Below are 18,279 nucleotides of genomic sequence, written 5' to 3'. Positions count from 1 at the left end.
ATTATATTCCTAGAATAATATGATTTAAATAATCAAGTATTTAGTTTTGAGACATAATGTCACACTTGATAAAATTTGTGTATAGTATTCTTAAGAGGTGAGTTATGAAAAGCGAAGCAATTTCAAAAGCTACAAAACAATTATTTGCTAATGCCCTTAAAAATAAAATTAAAGAAAAGCCTATAGACAAAATTTCAGTTAAAGAAATTTCAGAAGAATGTAGATTAAATAGAAGAACATTTTATAGACACTTTAAGGATATCTATGATTTATTAGAATGGATTTGTATATCTGAGCTTGAAGATATATTAAAGGATTCACTAGACTTTGAACATTGGCAAGTCTGTCTATATAAATTACTAAACTACTTTCATGACAATAAAGAAATAAGTAATTCAATAATACGACTATCTAACAGAAAACTTTTAGAAATATTTATATGTAATTTTTCAAATACTATAATATTAAAAGTACTAAATGAAAATAATAAAGACTTCAATCTTTCTGAAAAAGATGAAAAGTTTCTTTGTAACTTCTATAGCATAAGCTTCACTGGCATACTAATTCAATGGATTGAAAATGGAATGCAAGAATCCACTGAAGAAATAACTAAGAGCATCTCCAAAATACTAAAAGGAAGTATCTCTAGAGTTACTAATATATAAAGACAAATCAATACTAAATAAAAAGAGAGCTAAAACTTAAAAAGACTATGATAGAGTCTGAAATAAAAATAGTTGCGGATTTTTATTTTCTGACTTTTATCATAGTCTTTTTCTAAAATAAAAGGTAGGATATATAATTTTTATTTAAACATTGATTCTAGCAATTGAAATCAAAGTTAAAATCTATTTATTTTAATAAAATATACACACCAAAATGATCTGAAATAATTTTCTTATTTTCTCCATTAAATATAACTTTACTTTCTTCCACATCCGTCTCTTTATTAGTAAATATTATATCTATTCTTAATTCCTCTGTATTATCATCCCATCCAGCAATATTTTCTTTTACTGTTACTCCAGAGTCTTTAACCTTAGCTAAGTTAAAGGTATCAATTAATCCATTACTTTTAAGAAAATCATATCCTTCATTTTTAAGAAAAGCATTATTGTTGAAATCCCCCATAAAGAATGCTCTATTTTTACTTTCTGTTGCCTGAGAAAGTAAATTCTTAACCTGTACCACAAAACTTTCTTCTTCATCTTTCCACCATCCCATGTGACAAGAATAGAAGTCTATATTTTCCTCTTCAATTTCAACAGTTGCTTTTATAATTTTTCTAGATTTCCAAAAAGTTTTTGACTCATTTTGAGATATATAAAAACTTTTAGAATCTACTATTTTATGCTTTGTTATTATACAAGATCCCTCTTCATATATATCATATCCTATATGAGAGAAATCCCAAGCTAAGTGGTATTTAGCTCCACCTAGCTTTTCTATTTCTTCTATTAATAATAATCCATAGTTATCTTCTTTTATATTGTCATATTTAACTTCTGCCTCTATGCTTTGGCTAGCTTCTTGAAGTGCAATAACGTCATAATCCTCTTCAACTACTGTCTTTGCTAGATATTTTATCTTTTCTATTTGTTCTTTCTCTTGCCAAGAATGGCAGTTTAAAGTAAGTAATTTCATTTTATAAACTCCTAAATACCTAAGATATCTTGAATATCTGATTTTAATACATCAGCCTTAGGACCATATATAGCTTGTACACCTTTATCTTTAACAATAAGACCAAGTGCTTTATTATCTTTCCAAGATTTTTCATCCCCAACTTTTTCTATATCCTTAACAGTAACACGAAGTCTTGTCATACAAGCATCAACATCTACTATATTTTCTCTTCCACCTAACAGCTCTATAGCTTTAACTGCTAATTCATCCATTGAAGCTTTGCTATTTGTTGAGCCTGTGTTTTCATCTTCACTATCAATATAGTTACCCATACGTCCTGGAGTAGCTATTTTAAATTTCTTAATTAAGAAACTAAATACAAAGTAATTAAGGAAGAAGAATATAACTGCTACAATCACAAAGTTTATTAAATCTTTAGTTAAACCTGCATTTATCATAAGTGGTGAACGAGTTATAAGTTCTATAAATCCAAAAGCATGTACTCTTAAATTTATTATATCAGCTATAGCAAATCCTAAACCTGCTATTACTGCATATACTACGTAAAGTATTGGTGATATGAACATGAACATAAACTCTATTGGTTCAGTTACACCAGTTAAAAATACTGCAATGGCAGCTGAGAAAAATACTGATTTATATTTCTTTTTCTTATCTGGATCAACATTTTTATACATTGCTAATGCAACACCTATTAATGATGCACTAGATAAAATAACTTGTCCTGCTTTGAAACGAGCTGGTACTACAGAACCTATTAATTGGTTATAAGAAGTAATGTCCCCTGCTTGTTTAAAGTTATTTAAATCTGTTATCCAAGCAAGCCATAGTGGATCTTGTCCTGCAACTACTTGTCCAGCTGTTGGACCAGTTAATATATGATATACTCCACCAAGCTCTGTATAGTTTATTGGAACTGTAAGCATATGATGTAATCCAAATGGTAATAATAAACGTTCTAATGTACCATATAAAAATGGAGCTACGATTGGAGCAGTATCCTTAGATGTTGCTATCCATTGTCCAAAAGTATTTAATCCATATTGTACGAAAGGCCATACAAAAGCTAGTATGATTGCTGTAATTGTTGAACCTATTATAACCATGAAAGGAACAAAACGTTTACCATTAAAGAATGCTAATGCATTAGGTAACTTATTGTAATTATAATACTTATTATAAAGAGCAGCTCCTAAGAAACCTGCTATAATACCTACAAATACTCCCATATTAAGTGCTGGTGCACCAAGTACTGATACGAAATAATCTTTTACTAAAAGGGTTTGTCCTGTAAATGACTGAACTGTAGCATCTGATGTCTTAGCCAACATATCATTTCCAACACTGAAAATTACCCCTGTAATTCTATTAATAAGAACGAATGCTATGGTTCCTGCAAAAGCTCCTCCTGCACGTTCTTTAGCCCATGAACCCCCTATTGCCACAGCAAATAGTAAGTTTAGGTTACCAATTATTGCCCAACCTATATCCTCCATAACTCTCGCTATAGTCCTGATGAAATCAACATCAATATAAATTCCCATTACCTTTCCTATTGAAATCATAAGCCCAGCGGCTGGCATTACAGCTACAACAACAAGTAATGCTTTACCAAACTTTTGCCAGAAATCAAAGGATCCTAGTTTAAATTTTCTCATTCTCAAATACCTCCATTATTAATACAATAGCTCTTAGTTCTAAAATTTTATATAAATTTAGTTGAATTTAGAGGTAACTCACTCCCTCTAAATTCCACTTTAATTTCATTGCTAAATTTTATATACTCTACACTCATAAGGTTTTAAAATAAATTCTACTAACTCATCATGTTCTTCAACTTCGTAGTTGTTAAGAAGTAAGTTTTCATATTTAAGTTTCTCATCCTCATAAACATAGTTTGCCTTCTCACCTGTTAAGTTACCTATTATTAAAAACTTTTCATTTCCTAAAGTTCTTGTATATGCGTATATTCTAGAATCATCTTCAAGAATTAAATCATATACACCATAGATTAAAGCCCCATTAGACTTTTTAAGTTTTATAAGCTTTTTGTAGAAATTAAGAACTGAATTTTCATCCTTTTCTTGATTTTCTACATTTATAGTCTTATAATTTTCATTTACTTGAAGCCAAGGCGTTCCTTCTGTGAAACCTGCATTTTTACTTGAATCCCACTGCATTGGTGTTCTTGAATTATCTCTTGAAGTCGCCCATGCATCACTTAATGCCTTTTCTTCTGAAACCCCATTTTGAATCTTTTGATTATAAGTATTTATTGTACTTACATCATCATACTCTTTTATACTCTTATACTTAACATTTGTCATACCAAGTTCTTGACCTTGATATATAAATGGTGTTCCCTTTTGCAGGAAGTAAACTGTTCCAAAAGACTTTGATGCTTCTGTTAAAAATTCCTCATCATTTCCCCAAGTTGAAACAACTCTTGGAATATCGTGATTTTCAACAAATAGTGCATTCCAGCCTTTTCCTTCTAAAGACTTTTGCCAGTTAGTTAAAACATCCTTATATGCTTTTACATTGAAATCTCCTTCATCCTCATGATTCCAAAGCTGTAAATGTTCAAATTGGAATATCATATTGAAAGCACCCTCATCTTCTGAAACCCAATAATCTGCATCATCAGAGCTTACGCCATTTGCTTCTCCAACAGTTACTATATCGTACTTTGAAAAAGTCTCATCTTTAAGTTCTTTAAGATGATTTGTTATTCCCTCAACATTCATATACTTTTCTAAAGCTAGAACATGTTCTAAACCATCTGGATTGTGACCATCTTCAAATTCTTCATCTTTTTTTATGTGACTTATAGCATCAACTCTAAATCCATCAATACCTTTATCAAGCCACCAATTTATCATTTTATATAATTCATTTCTTACTTCTTCATTCTCCCAGTTTAAATCTGGTTGTTCTTTAGCAAATAAATGAAGATAATATTGTTCTCTATCCTCACAAAATTCCCAAGCTGAACCTTTAAAAATGCTCTCCCAATTGTTAGGCTCTTTCCCTTCTTTTCCGTCTTTCCAAATATACCAATCTCTCTTTGGATTATCCTTAGAAGATTTTGATTCTATAAACCACGGATGTTCATCACTTGTGTGATTTATTACTAAGTCTATAATAAGCTTCATCCCTCTATTATGAACCTCATTAAGTAACTGATTAAAGTCATCCATAGTACCAAATTCTTCTAAAATATCTTCATAATCACTTATGTCATAACCATTATCATGATTTGGAGATTTATACATTGGACATAACCAGATTAAATCTATACCTAAGTCTTTTAAATAATCTAATTTTGAAATAATTCCTTGAATATCACCTATTCCATCACCATTTGAATCCATAAAACTTTTAGGATAAATCTGATATGCAACAAGTTCTTTCCACCATTTCTTTTTCATATTAACTCCTTTTGTTTTTCCCTTATGTATTACTGAATGTATTGAAATTTGTGCAAACGTTTGCCCAAACTTGTAAAAAATTTGTTTTTTAGTTTTACCTAAAAAACATAATTTTTTATAATTAATTCTAATTTATAATTATAATATCAGATTGTTAAACCCTTTACAAAACCTGTTTAACTAGATTTTCATGAGTTTTTCTCATTAATTCTTTTTATTCCTCTTAAATTCTCTTTATTTTGTGCAAACGTTTGCCCATTTTTCATGAGGACATCCTATCCTCTATCAATAAACTCAGTATCGACTATACAATAGTTTTCTCTAGTTAAAACTTTATTACCTAAATACTCTATAAGTAGTTTCGTTGCCTCATACCCAAGTTCTCTAGCATTTATATCAATTGATGATATTGGTGGATTTTGATATTTTGTCATAGGTGTATTATTAAATCCTATTACCTTTACACCTTCTAATCCTTGCTCATTTAAAAATCTATTTGCTCCAAAAGCAAGAAAATCATCTGTTGTAATAACTATTTTAGGAACTCTAATTTTAGTAATATCCCTCATAGCTTCATATCCACATTCCTCTGTGAAATCTTCCCCTTCAATAACCATATCTTGATCATAATTTAAACCATTAACCTTAAATGCTTCTTTAAACCCATTTAATCTATCCTTGGAAACATTCCACTTTTTCTTTCCTCCAATGAAAGCTATATCATTCTCACCATTTTTTATAAAATCTCTTACAATTTTAAACATAGCTTCAAAGTTATCATTATCAACCCATAAGACCCCCTCTTCATCAGGTCTCCCAATAACAACGAAAGGGAAATTAATATCTTTTAAATACTTTATAGCCTTATCTTCCTCTCTAACTGAAAGTAAGCATAGCCCTTCTAAAAGATTATTAGTTGCAAACTCCTTTATTATTTTCAACTCATCCTCATCATTTTTGCTAAATGCATACATAATGTGATATCCACTTTCTTCAGCAGATATGCTCATTCCTCTCATTGCCTCAACGAAAAAAGGATTTTTAAATAAATCATCTGCTTCATTAGGTAATACAACGCCTAATATTTTTGTCTTATTACTAACAAGACTTCTTGCTATTGCATTAGGTTTATAATTTAGTTTTTCTATGGCTTTGTTGACCTTTATCTTAGTTTCCTCACTTATTTTAGGACTATTAGATAAAACCCTTGAAACAGTAGAAGGGGCTACATTGGCTTCTCTTGCCACATCTTTAATAGTAACTTTCATGAAATCACTCCTTCTCTACTTGTTTACCTAGAATATACCATAAAAACTTTTTTTGTTCTACAAAGCTTAAGTAAAATACTCTTAACTAAACACTTTGTGTTTTTTAATTTGACTCTATTTTAAACTTTTAAATTATGTAAATTATTATGTAAATGCTACCCACCAATCTTTAATACTACTTTTTGAAGTTTACATTCACATTTTTCTTATTATGTGAATACATTATATTAAGAGCAATATTAAAGCTCAAATTTATCAAAAAGGATTTGATTTTATGGCAAGAGTATCTGGTCGAGTTATTTTCGATGTAGATAGGACCGGTACTATTACGCCTGGTGATACTGGTATTCCCAATGTACCAGTAGTGCTTCAAAACCTATCTACTAATGAGAGACTCACAATTCTAACAGATTCCAATGGAGACTATCTTTTCTTGAATGTACCAAATGGTAATTATATAATAGTTGAAAGCTATGGAACTACAGGTGGCATACCAACACCTGGTAACTATCCTGCATCCTCTGTTGGACCACAACCTACAGGTGGAGATCCACCTATAAGCTTTGTAACTGGCGCTCCAGCTGGTTCAACTGATCTTGACTCATTAAATCCTAACACTCAATTTATAACAGTTAATAATTCTGATGTAACAAATATAAATTTCTTTGATGGCCCTATCATAAACACACCTATTGATACTTTACTCGATTCTTGTCTTTCTATTACAGGTTCAAATATTATAACAGAAGCAGCTAATGGAACTTTTGGAACCTTTACCGCTGGAACTCCAGTTGAAACTGGTCCTGGCTTAAATCCCTATCCAGCTGTTTCCCCTGGATTTGTTTATACAATCCCTAATCCACCAGCAACTAGACCTTTTGATGGTAGCTTTACAATCCAAAATATAATGACAAATATGACCATCAACAATGCTAATGTTTGGTGGAGATTAGCAGACCATACAATCGGTGATGAAACTGGTAGATTCCAAGCAATTGGTGGCTCAAACCCTGGTGCTACTTTCTTTGAAGACACAGTAAATGTAACACCTAATACTAACTATCTATTTTCTGCATGGATAACAAACTTAATAAGACAAAATGGATTTGCACCTCCTTTGTTAGGGATTGAAATATTAGATGAATTCAATAATGTAATCTACCTTCAATCTTTAGGAAATTCTATTCCCGCTTCACTATTAGCTCCAGAATGGAAAGAACTCGGCTCTGTAATAAACTCTGGAGCAAATAATCAGTTAACAGTTAGATTTAGAAGTGAAGGACCTGCAGCCACCGGAAATGACTTCGCAATTGATGATATACAATTAAGGGAAGTTTCACTACCTGATTTTGAACTCATTAAAGAGTCTAGCAACTGCCTTGTTACCCAAGGAAGTACTATCACTTATACGACCACATTAACTAATCCATGTGATAATCCATTCACCAACCTTATCTTCCAGGATATTCTTCCTGCAAATATAAACTTTATTCCTGATACTGTTGAAATAAATGGCGTTCAACAACTTGGTCTAGATCCTGAAGTAGGATTCCCACTTCCAGACTTGGCAGCTGGAGCCACAGTCACAATATCATTCCAAGTTACAGTTGATGCACCTCCTGATCCAAATCCAATCCAAAACACCTCAAACGTAACCTTTCAGTACAACCCAGTAGATGGTGGCATTCCAATAGATTATGATTTAACCTCTACAATAGCCGAAGTTAAAGTAGTCGATCCTCAGCCCGATGAAATTTCAATACAAGCTATAGTTGAAGCCGAATCTGGAATCTTAGACTGTATGGCAGATTTCTTCTGCTCACCTGGTGGTGCAGTTGATATGATTAGAAGCTTTGGAACTCTTGACGAAAAAATTTACTGGTTTGGAAGTATATTAGATTCTTACTCTGCTAAAGAAAATTCAATAGCACAACTTCTTGATGGAGCTGCTAAAAAACTCGCCGCTGACAAAGAAATTTTTTCTTGCACTATATTTAATTGTTGTTGCAAAGACCCTAGAACTGATATTTACGACCCTTGTAACTATGATAAAGATTTCGCTGACTGCCAGAAAGCTAATGCCCATCCTATCGAATCCGTTTGGTAAAATTATTCTTCTCCTCTCTCATATTTAATTTATGTTTATATTAAGCCCATCTTGCCAGTGGGCTTTTTTTAAATTAATTAAGAGTTATATATAACTAAATATTTTCTAGCATTATTATCAGCTAATATATTCATAACCATAGGAAACATATAAAGCCATGTACTTTCACTATTTATCATTACTATAAATCCAGATACTAATAAAAATGTCCCTATTCCAATGTATTTCTTTGTCATTATTTTATTAAAATTCTCTTTATCTCTTACTGAAAAATCACCTTCTTTTAATCCAAAAACTTTTTCCGGCATATCATTTTTCTTTTTATATCCATCAAAAATTAAGAAAATACCAGATAAAATTCCAAATAAACCTGCTATTAACCTTAGTGTACTCATCTTATCATCCCTTTATTTCTCTAATAATTTTAGCTACTATATTCTTTCTTCTAAATACTTTTTTGCTTTTCTATCACAAATGATATTAAAGATAATTAAAAATACTAATAAACTAACATTATTTTTTGTTATTGTAATAAAAATTCCTAATACTAAAAAAACAATACCATTAACAATACTTTTTTTAGTTAATAGGCTTTCATAAGAAACCATATCTTTAACATAATATAAATGTTTATCAAAGTTATCAAATTCTTTTAATATATCCTTTTTACCTAGCAAAATGGATCCAAGAATCCATATTCCAAGTAAAATCGAAACAATCCCAACTATAAATGATAAATTATGACCCATTATCTCACCTTCTATTAACAAATTATTTACAACTGTATTTTAACATAAATTAAATTATTTGTAATTATTAGTATAAAAATAGCTCACAAACCTAAAATTTAGATTCGTGAGCCATCATTTTATGATAAAATTAAATGCTACCTAATTAATTTTGTACTGAATTTCTTTCATTTTTTAAAAGCATACCAAGGGTTACTGCAAGGCCACCCCATAATACAGTTGCTCCTATTAAAAAAAATACTATTGATGTTGGAGTCATAATTTTCTCCTCCTTTTTGATTTATATTCTTATTTTCTTTAATATACATTTTATATTACACTTTAGTTCTATATTAACTACTTAATTAATTTTCTACTAAGCTCTCATCCTCATCAACATAATCTTCAATCTTTTTGTCCTTCCAAGGTTTTCTTGAAATTACTAAAGCACAAATTATTCCGAAGGCTATTATGCTCCATCCATAAGCAAATAATGCTGAAAGCTCATATCCACCATATGGAGTTTTTATCTCTGTAATTATATTTTGAATAATCATATATATTAATAAAGCTGGTGTTACAAACTTAACTGCAATATCCCACCATTTTCCTACTTTGAAATGAGATATTTTATTTGAATGCTCTCTTACCTTCTCTGGTGTAACAATCCATCCAATTAAAATAACTTCTAATAATCCAACAACTACTATGCCATAGTTATTTATGAAAGCATCAACTATATCTAACATATAAAGTCCTGCCCCTGTTGCAAAAGCTGAACTTATTAAAAATCCTATTAAACACATTCCAGTTACAACTTTTTTTCTACTCCATCCAAACTTTTCTCTAAATGGTGCTGAAACGGCTTCTGTTAGGGAAACTGAAGATGTTATTCCTGCAAAAATTAAACATAAGAAGAATAATGGTCCAAGTAATGAACCTACCGTTCCCATTTCACTGAATATTTGTGGGAAAGCTACGAAAGCTAGTCCAACTCCACTTGATACAACTTCAGAAACTGGTACTCCTTGTGCCGTTGCCATAAAACCTAGTATTGCAAAAACTGCTATAGCTGATAAGAATTCAAAGCTACAGTTTGCAAAAGCTGTAACAAATGCACTATTATTTATATCTGTTTTTCTAGGTAGATAACTTGAATAAGTCATCATTATTCCTATAGCTAAGCTAAGAGAATAAAACACTTGTCCATAAGCTGCTATCCAAACAGATGGTTTCATAACCATTGACCAATCTGGAGTAAATAAAGTATTTAATCCTTCAACAGCACCATCTAAAGTAACTGATTTTACTGCTATTATTATCATAATTAAAACTAATGTTGGCAAAAGCACCTTATTAGCTTTTTCAATACCTTTTTTAATACCTTTATAACAGATAATCCAATTTATAACCCAAATAAGTGCTATTCCACCAAGTACATACCAAACAATTCCCCCAAATTCAAAAGGTGATGCACTTAAATGTAAAAAATCATTGTGGAAAAATGCATTTGAATCACTTCCCCAACCTTTAGTAAAACTTAATGTAAAATAGTTTACTGCCCAACTTAGAATCATTGAATAATATGCTACTATAATTGCTGAAGTTATTGTTGGCCACCAACCTATCCACTCCCATTTCTTAGAAGCTCTTGCTACTGCAAGTGGAGTTGAACCTCTATACTTATGTCCAAGAGAATATTCTAAAATAAGTAACGGAATACCTGCTGTAAATATTGCAAAAAAGTATGGTATGAGGAATGCCCCTCCTCCATTGGTATATGCTACATATGGAAATCTCCAAATGTTTCCTAATCCAACAGCTGATCCTATAGCTGCTAAAATAAATCCAACTTTCGACCCCCACTGTTCTCTTTTTTCATCCATTTTCATTGCCCCCTTTTCTCTCTTTATTTCCCATTTCGTTTTTATAATAATATTACAATCTATTAATAATTTCAAGTATTTTTTATAAAAATATTATTTTTATTTTTGTTTTATTATTATTATATTTATAAAATAACCATTTCGTTATTATTTTAATATAAAACCCATTAAAATTTTCAAAACTTTATTTTAAAGTTTCATGTTAAAAATAAGTACATTATATAATAAAAGCAATTACCTAATACAAAAAACAAAACAAGCCCATATTTTTATAAATATGGACTTGCCTATACTATTTCATTAACTTACATATATCATTTGTAAATTCAACTGGATCTTCTATACTTAACCCTTCAACAAGTAATGCTTGATTATAAAGTAAAGTTGTATATAAATTGAACTTATCTTTGTCATTTTCAAAAGCATCTTTTAATGAATTAAATACCTCATGGTTTGTATTCACTTCTAAAATCTTTTGTGCCTTTACTTCTTGATTATTTGGCATAGCACTTAAGATTTTTTCCATTTCTATTGAAACTTCTCCCTCAGCTGATAAGCATACTGGATAATTTTTTAATCTACTTGAAGCTTTAACCTCTTTTATTTTTTCTCCTAAAGCTTCCTTCATTCCTTGGAATATTCCTTTGTTTTCTTCATTTTCCTTTTTATTTTCTTCTTCTGACTCTATTCCTAAATCACCACTTGATACTGATTTAAATTCTTTTTCTTTATAGTTCATTAGCATTTTTATTGCAAACTCATCTACATCTTCTGTGAAATAAAGAATCTCATATCCTTTATCTAATACCATTTCTGTTTGTGGCATTTTTTCTATTCTTTCATTAGACTCACCAACTGCATAGTAAATATACTTTTGATCTTCTGCCATTCTGCTTACATACTCATCTAAAGTTACCATTTTCTTTTCTTTTGAAGAATAGAACATTAATAAATCTTTTAAGTCATCTTTATTCATTCCAAAATCATCATATACTCCGTACTTTAATTGTCTTCCAAATGATTTATAGAATTTTTCATAGCTTTCTCTATCATTTTTAAGCATTGACTCTAATTCATTTTTTATCTTAGTTTTTATGTTTTTAGCAATACGGCTTAATTGTCTATCATGTTGTAGCATTTCTCTTGAAATATTTAATGATAAATCTTGAGAATCTACTATACCTTTTACAAATCCAAAGTAATCAGGTAAAAGTTCAGAACATTTATCCATGATTAATACTCCATTAGAATATAGCTCTAAGCCTTTTTCATACTCTTTTGTGTAATAATCGTAAGGAATATTTTCTGGAATATATAAAATTGAATTATAACTTATCATCCCATCAACACTTATATGCATGTGTCTTAAAGGCTTGTCAAACCCAAATCTTTTTTCACTGTAGAAATTATTGTAGTCATCATCAGTAAGCTCATTTTTGTTTCTTCTCCATAAAGGAACCATGCTATTTATTGTATCCTCTTCAACATATTCCTCATGTTCATTTTCTGTTCCATCTTTTATTCTTGATTTTGTAATATCAAGCTTGATTGGATATCTTATAAAATCTGAATACTTCTTGATTAAGCTTCTTAATTTATATTCTTGTAAAAATTCATCATAATTTTCATCTTCATTATTTTCTTTTAAGTGTAGTATTATATCAGTACCAAAACTTTCTTTTTCAGCATCTGAAATTGTGTATCCATCAACTCCATTTGACTCCCATTTATAAGCCTTATCTGATCCAAAAGCTTTTGTTATTACAGTTATTTTGTCTGCAACTAGGAATCCAGAATAAAATCCAACCCCAAATTGTCCTATAATATCAAATCCATCTTTTAATTCATTTTCTTGTTTAAACTTTAAAGAACCACTCTTAGCTATTACCCCTAAGTTTTCATCTAATTCCTCTTCAGTCATACCAATACCCTTATCTGATATTGTTAAAGTTCTTTCTTCTTTATTCGGTATTAGTTTTATATAATAATCATCTTTATTGAAAGTTAAAGAACTATCCCCTAAAGTTTTGTAATAAATCTTATCTGTTGCATCACTGGCATTTGAAATTAATTCTCTTAAAAAAATCTCTCTATTTGTATAGATTGAATTAATTACAATGTCTAATAATCTTTTTGATTCTGCTTTAAATTCTCTTTTTTGCATTTTAAATTACTCCCTTCAAAACAAAAACATTTCTTGTTAGCACTCTTAGCCAACGAGTGCTAATCGCATAATTTATATATACCACTTTTACAAATTAATGTCAATACGTTATATTTTTAATACTCATAAATCTCCTACTCACTTAATTAAAGTATCATATTTTCTGATTTTATTTCTATATTATTCTAAAGCTCCTCCCTTTATAAACTCTTAATAATAAACTATTTTTATAATATAAATTCAATTTATAATCTCAAAAATTATTTTCATTCATAAAAACGCGAGTTTTTTATCTTTTATTAATTATAATTCCAACTTTTTAAATATTTATCATTTTTAACACCTTTTATTTGATAAATTTTCATAACACTACTCTTTAATTATATAATAATAACTCCTAATAATTTATTATAGAATACAAAGGGGGCAAACAAATAAAAATTTCATAGAACAGTGCCAACTAATTATATATTTACACCAGTTGACTAAAAATAATTTGTATATAAAATTTTCCCCATAAATTATACTTATAATTTAATTATAGGCTCTATTTTAAAATTGTTTTGATTTTAGTTATAACATGAAAAAATCACCTAAACTCAAAACACACTTAAAACAGAGCCTAATTATAAAATTCCTAATTACTTAAACACCATATTAGGATATATTTTTTTAAGAAATTCATCTGGATATTTTTTATCTAAAAATCTATCTAAGGAACTCTTAGCTTGTACACCTCTTATTCTTAAATGCTCTCTTTTTACAGCTAATGAAGAGATGATTATATCAGGTATTAAAAACACTAAAAACAAGACTGATAATACTTGTATTGTTTCATTTGAAAAGTATCCCATAAATTCATCAAATAAAGGATAAATATCTTTTAAAAAGAATACTCCAAGTATCCCCCAAAATACACAGTACTCAATACTAGTTCTTCCATGTATACTAAGAGCTTTGCTACCATATTCCCATGAAACACTTCCAAAAACTTTTTCTTGTACCCATGAACATAGATATTCAAAAATACCACCTATTACTGCACTTATGAAAAATATTATTATTCCATTATAATCAATAAATCTATACAGCAATAAAGTAAGGGCTATCCCTCCAATACCATATACTGGACTAATAGGACCGTAAATTAATCCTTTTCTACTTTCAAAATGCCCATTTCTTATGTAGCACCAAATCATTTCAACACAATAACCTAATATGGATCCAATTGTAAAAATCCAAATTATCTTGTATATGTTTACTGGATTACTAATATCAAACATTTTATACAACTCCAATCTATAATTAATTATAAATATTTAAATTATTTATCTAAATTAAAAATAAAGATGAGTTATAAACTTAAATTCATAATAAAAATTTACAACACATCTCCTTATTATTAATAATTATTTATATCCATTAACTACTACTTCTAGTTTACCTGTATAAGGATCTATTATAAGCCCATGAATATTTACTCCTTCTGGAATCAATGGATGCTCTTTTAAAGCTTGAACACTCTCTTTAACAGAATCTTCTACAGATCCAAATCCATGAAGCCATTTATCAACATCTATTCCACAATGTTTTATTGTTGAAATAGTATCTTCTGATATTCCTCTTTCTTTTATCTTTCCAATCATATCACTAGAATTTAAATTACTCATTCCACATCCATGATGCCCAACTATTAAAACATCTTCAGCGTTAAACTCATAAATAGCTACTAATATACTTCTAACAATACTTCCAAATGGGTGCATAATTGTTGCACCTGCATTCTTTATTATCTTTGCATCACCATTCTTTATATTCATTGCCTTTGGTAATAATTCCGTAAGTCTAGTATCCATACATGATAATATTACCAATTTCTTTTCTGGCCTTTTTGTGGCCGCATATTCTTCATATAATTTCTCATGAACAAATTTTTCATTAAAAAATAAAATCTCATCTAATCTACTTAAGTTTTTCTCCATACTTTACACCTCTAAATTTAGTCCATTATTATTTACAATATAATTCTATTTTTTCAAGACTAATATTTTATAATACTATAACACAAGAAAAACTTAAATAACATGAATTTTGTTACATTTTTATAAACTCAGTAATAGGTATTCCCCAATTTTCATACCCTATTTTAATTATTTCAACGTAATTTTCATCTGGTTTTTCATCACCTTTTTCAACCATAACATAAGCAAAGGCCTCATAGCATATCCCCTTATTATCCTCTACCTTTAAATCTATTTTTTTATATAAATTAGGATATCCCTCATACTCATCTAAATTCTCTAAATCTTTTAAAGAAAGCTCATAAATAGCTCCATAAACTTCTGATCCATCACAAGGTATTATATCAGCATATTTATTATAAACTAACTTATAGTTCTTTAACCTAACTCTAACCATAGGAATAGCTTCTGGACATCTTATTTTCATTTGTTTCAAACTTAAATTACTTCCATAAGCAAAATAAACCATATAATCTCCACCTTTTTTTATCCTTATTATTACAATATATTATCCAATAGCATTCTATTTTGTTAATTTATTGTAACACAATTCCACAAATTAACTCCACTAAAATATTTTAGTGGAGTAATACCTTTTATTTCTTCGTTACTTTTTTATCCTTTAAAGAAACTATATCATTTATTAAATTTTTGCATTCTTCCTTAATATCTTCTATATATTTATGAATATGAATTGCATTACCACAGGCATAAACCGTATCACATGAAGTCTTTAAGTTTTCATTAACATCTGGACCAGTTGTTTTAGGGTTTAATTTTATTCCACTTCTTAAAGCTACTAATCCATCTGAAAGCATTGGATATGAGAATATGACTGTATCACATTCTATAACTTTTTCATCATCACCATTTTTAATAATTATACTTTCAACTCTTCCATTTCCTTTAATTGAAACTACTTCATATCCACTATATAGATTTTTACTTAAATCAAAAACATCGTTTTTTGACTTATCTGTTATTATTCCAACAACATCTATATTATGTTTCTTCAGATCTTTTTCTATCATATAAAGTGTATCATCACCAACAATGAAAATTTCTTTTCCTGGAATCATTTTATCCATTCCGAAAATCTTTTTAGCCATACCAATAGTTAAAACCCCTGCAGTACGAGATCCTGGAATATTTAAAGCACTTCTTCCTCTTTCTTTTCCACCATTAGCGATAATTATGTTTTTACCCTTTATCTCTTCAACTCCATTATTACTACTTGTACAAATAACTGTTGAATTCTCTCCATTTATGTTTAAAACCATAGTATCTAATTGACTTTCTATGTTTAATTCACTAAATTCTTTAATTAACTCTTCTTTATACTGTTTACCAATTAAATTTCCATCTTTACTTATATTATAATCAGCTAAATTTAAAGCACCACCTAGTATTGGATCCTTCTCTATTACAAGAATATTTTCTATACCTCTTTTTTTACCTTCAATAGCTGAAAGAAGACCTGAAGCTCCTCCCCCAATTACAACTAAATCATATTCTCTCATAATATTACGCCTCCTCAAAACCAATAACTGGTGAGCTTTCATTATTCTTATTTATTTCACTAATTTTAATACCTAGTTCTCTACTTAAAATCTTCCCTATAGGAATTGTGCACCCAACACCTTGACATCCCCCCATTGAAGCACGAGTTCTTCTCTTTATGCCATCAATAGTAGTAGCTGGTATTGGTCTTTTTATTGCTTCTATTATTTCTCCTTCAGTAACTAACTCACACTTACAAACCATATGTCCATAAGCTGGATTTTTAGCTATTAATTTATTTTTTTCATCTAAAGAAAGTTGTGCAAATCTAACTATACCCTTTCTTATTCCATTGAAATCTTTTTTCTCTTTTAAATCTAATTTTTCTTTAATAATATCTACAACATAAACCGCTATAGCTGGTGCTGCTGTTAAACCAGGTGAATCAATTCCAATTACATTTATAAAGTTTTTCGCATCTTTTGCTTCTTCTATTATAAAGTCGCCACCTTCTATTTTAGGTCTTACCCCAGAAAATGTGCTTATTACTCTAGCTACTGGTAACTCTTTTACTGATTTTTTTCCTTTATCTAAAATTTCATCTAGACCTTCTCTTGAAGTTTCTAAATTTGAATTTTCTTCTGCATTTGGACCCACTAATAAGTTCCCATCAGCTGTTGGAGTTACTAAAATTCCCTTACTTAACTTATCTGGAACTTGGAATATTGTCTTTTTAATCATAGAACCTGCTACTTTATCAAAAAGACAATACTCTCCTTTAACTAGTTTTATCTCTTTTTTATCCATGCTTATTATATTATTTAATACTGCACCTTCTAATCCAGAAGCATTTATAATCATACTTCCTTCTAATATTTCAGTACCATTTATAGTAACTCTATATCCATTTTCATACTTTTCTATATTAGTAACATTAGAATTCAATTTAAATTCTACTCCATTTTCAGCAGCATTTTCTCCTAATGCTATTGTCATTTCATATGGACTTACTATTCCTGAAGTTTCAACACTTAAAGCTCCAATTATTTCTTCACTTAAATTCTCTTCAATTCTTAAAGCTTCTTCTTTAGCTAACAAAGTTAATCCTTCAATACCTAATTTCTCTCCATTAGCTTTTAATTCTTTTAACTTGTCCATTTCTTCATTTGAAAAAGCTAAAATTAATGCTCCATTTCTCTTAAAAGGAAAATCTAAATCTTTTGATAAATCATCAAACATTTTATTTCCTTCCAAATTTAATTTTGCTTTTAATGTGCCTTCCTTTTCATTATATCCAGCATGTATAATTCCACTATTTCCTTTTGATATTCCTTCAGAAATATCACTATTTTTCTCTAATACAACAACATCTAAATCATATTTTGATAATTCTCTAGCAATAGAGCAACCAATTACTCCTGCACCAATAACTATAATATCTTTCATACCATGTATCTCCTTTTAATGAAATATAAAACTTTAATCTATATATGTAAAACAAGTCTTTAAATCATTTTTAATATCTTT

Annotated in this window: 16 protein-coding genes; 2 read left to right on the top strand and 14 right to left on the bottom strand. The window is 29.3% G+C overall.

The features are described from left to right. Nucleotides 1–104: 104 nt before the first annotated feature. Nucleotides 105–665, top strand: coding sequence for a TetR/AcrR family transcriptional regulator C-terminal domain-containing protein (locus tag ACQZHJ_RS02930; RefSeq protein ID WP_430484046.1), 561 nt, complete (start codon nucleotides 105–107; stop codon nucleotides 663–665). A gap of 187 nt (nucleotides 666–852) precedes the next feature. Here the strand turns inward: ACQZHJ_RS02930 and ACQZHJ_RS02925 are convergent, their stop codons facing one another. The 4 genes from ACQZHJ_RS02925 to ACQZHJ_RS02910 all read right to left on the bottom strand — a co-directional run bounded on the left by ACQZHJ_RS02925 (nucleotide 853) and on the right by ACQZHJ_RS02910 (nucleotide 6,346). Then, the gene (locus ACQZHJ_RS02925; RefSeq protein WP_430484045.1) at nucleotides 853–1,644 is read right to left on the bottom strand and encodes an endonuclease/exonuclease/phosphatase family protein; all 792 of its coding nucleotides are present in this window, start codon (nucleotides 1,642–1,644) and stop codon (nucleotides 853–855) included. Nucleotides 1,645–1,655: 11 nt separating this feature from the next. Then, entirely contained in the window at nucleotides 1,656–3,305 is a 1,650-nt protein-coding gene (locus tag ACQZHJ_RS02920) for a PTS transporter subunit IIBC (protein ID WP_430484044.1), read from the bottom strand. Nucleotides 3,306–3,416: 111 nt separating this feature from the next. Next, nucleotides 3,417–5,078 carry a glycoside hydrolase family 13 protein gene (locus tag ACQZHJ_RS02915; protein WP_430484043.1) on the bottom strand — a complete coding sequence of 554 codons (1,662 nt, stop codon included), beginning with the start codon at nucleotides 5,076–5,078 and terminating at the stop codon, nucleotides 3,417–3,419. A 275-nt stretch (nucleotides 5,079–5,353) separates the two neighbouring features. Beyond that, a complete protein-coding gene (locus ACQZHJ_RS02910; RefSeq protein WP_430484042.1) occupies nucleotides 5,354–6,346 on the bottom strand; it encodes a LacI family DNA-binding transcriptional regulator in 993 nt (330 codons plus the stop codon). Nucleotides 6,347–6,620: 274 nt separating this feature from the next. Between ACQZHJ_RS02910 and ACQZHJ_RS02905 the strand changes: the two genes are divergently transcribed. Next, nucleotides 6,621–8,453 carry an SdrD B-like domain-containing protein gene (locus tag ACQZHJ_RS02905; protein ID WP_430484041.1) on the top strand — a complete coding sequence of 611 codons (1,833 nt, stop codon included), beginning with the start codon at nucleotides 6,621–6,623 and terminating at the stop codon, nucleotides 8,451–8,453. Nucleotides 8,454–8,530: 77 nt separating this feature from the next. Here the strand turns inward: ACQZHJ_RS02905 and ACQZHJ_RS02900 are convergent, their stop codons facing one another. From ACQZHJ_RS02900 to ACQZHJ_RS02855, 10 genes are all read right to left on the bottom strand, one after another. After that, the gene (locus ACQZHJ_RS02900; protein WP_430484040.1) at nucleotides 8,531–8,848 is read right to left on the bottom strand and encodes a hypothetical protein; all 318 of its coding nucleotides are present in this window, start codon (nucleotides 8,846–8,848) and stop codon (nucleotides 8,531–8,533) included. Between the two features lie 36 nt (nucleotides 8,849–8,884). Beyond that, on the bottom strand, nucleotides 8,885–9,202 hold the full coding sequence (locus tag ACQZHJ_RS02895; protein WP_430484039.1) for a hypothetical protein: 318 nt from the start codon (nucleotides 9,200–9,202) through the stop codon (nucleotides 8,885–8,887). Between the two features lie 145 nt (nucleotides 9,203–9,347). Continuing rightward, entirely contained in the window at nucleotides 9,348–9,461 is a 114-nt protein-coding gene (locus tag ACQZHJ_RS02890; protein WP_430484038.1) for a MetS family NSS transporter small subunit, read from the bottom strand. An 85-nt stretch (nucleotides 9,462–9,546) separates the two neighbouring features. Then, nucleotides 9,547–11,067 (bottom strand): sodium-dependent transporter, encoded by a 1,521-nt coding sequence (locus ACQZHJ_RS02885; protein ID WP_430484037.1) that lies wholly within the window; start codon nucleotides 11,065–11,067, stop codon nucleotides 9,547–9,549. A 292-nt stretch (nucleotides 11,068–11,359) separates the two neighbouring features. Next, nucleotides 11,360–13,231: a molecular chaperone HtpG gene (htpG, locus tag ACQZHJ_RS02880; RefSeq protein WP_430484036.1), complete on the bottom strand. Its 1,872-nt coding sequence runs from the start codon at nucleotides 13,229–13,231 to the stop codon at nucleotides 11,360–11,362. A 641-nt stretch (nucleotides 13,232–13,872) separates the two neighbouring features. Beyond that, complete coding sequence (locus tag ACQZHJ_RS02875; RefSeq protein ID WP_430484035.1) at nucleotides 13,873–14,514, bottom strand: putative ABC transporter permease; 642 nt, start codon at nucleotides 14,512–14,514, stop codon at nucleotides 13,873–13,875. 126 nt (nucleotides 14,515–14,640) lie between these two features. Next, nucleotides 14,641–15,213, bottom strand: a complete 573-nt coding sequence (locus ACQZHJ_RS02870; protein ID WP_430484034.1) for a beta-class carbonic anhydrase — start codon at nucleotides 15,211–15,213, stop codon at nucleotides 14,641–14,643. A gap of 112 nt (nucleotides 15,214–15,325) precedes the next feature. Continuing rightward, the gene (locus ACQZHJ_RS02865; RefSeq protein ID WP_430484033.1) at nucleotides 15,326–15,721 is read right to left on the bottom strand and encodes a gamma-glutamylcyclotransferase family protein; all 396 of its coding nucleotides are present in this window, start codon (nucleotides 15,719–15,721) and stop codon (nucleotides 15,326–15,328) included. Nucleotides 15,722–15,848: 127 nt separating this feature from the next. Next, nucleotides 15,849–16,772, bottom strand: a complete 924-nt coding sequence (locus ACQZHJ_RS02860) for an NAD(P)/FAD-dependent oxidoreductase (RefSeq protein WP_430484032.1) — start codon at nucleotides 16,770–16,772, stop codon at nucleotides 15,849–15,851. Nucleotides 16,773–16,776: 4 nt separating this feature from the next. Further along, a complete protein-coding gene (locus ACQZHJ_RS02855; RefSeq protein WP_430484031.1) occupies nucleotides 16,777–18,198 on the bottom strand; it encodes an NAD(P)/FAD-dependent oxidoreductase in 1,422 nt (473 codons plus the stop codon). Between the last annotated feature and the right edge of the window lie 81 nt (nucleotides 18,199–18,279).

The sequence above is a fragment of the Clostridium sp. B9 genome (assembly GCF_050509515.1).
Lineage (GTDB): Bacteria > Bacillota > Clostridia > Clostridiales > Clostridiaceae > Sarcina.
This window is presented reverse-complemented; position numbering and strand designations above follow the sequence as displayed.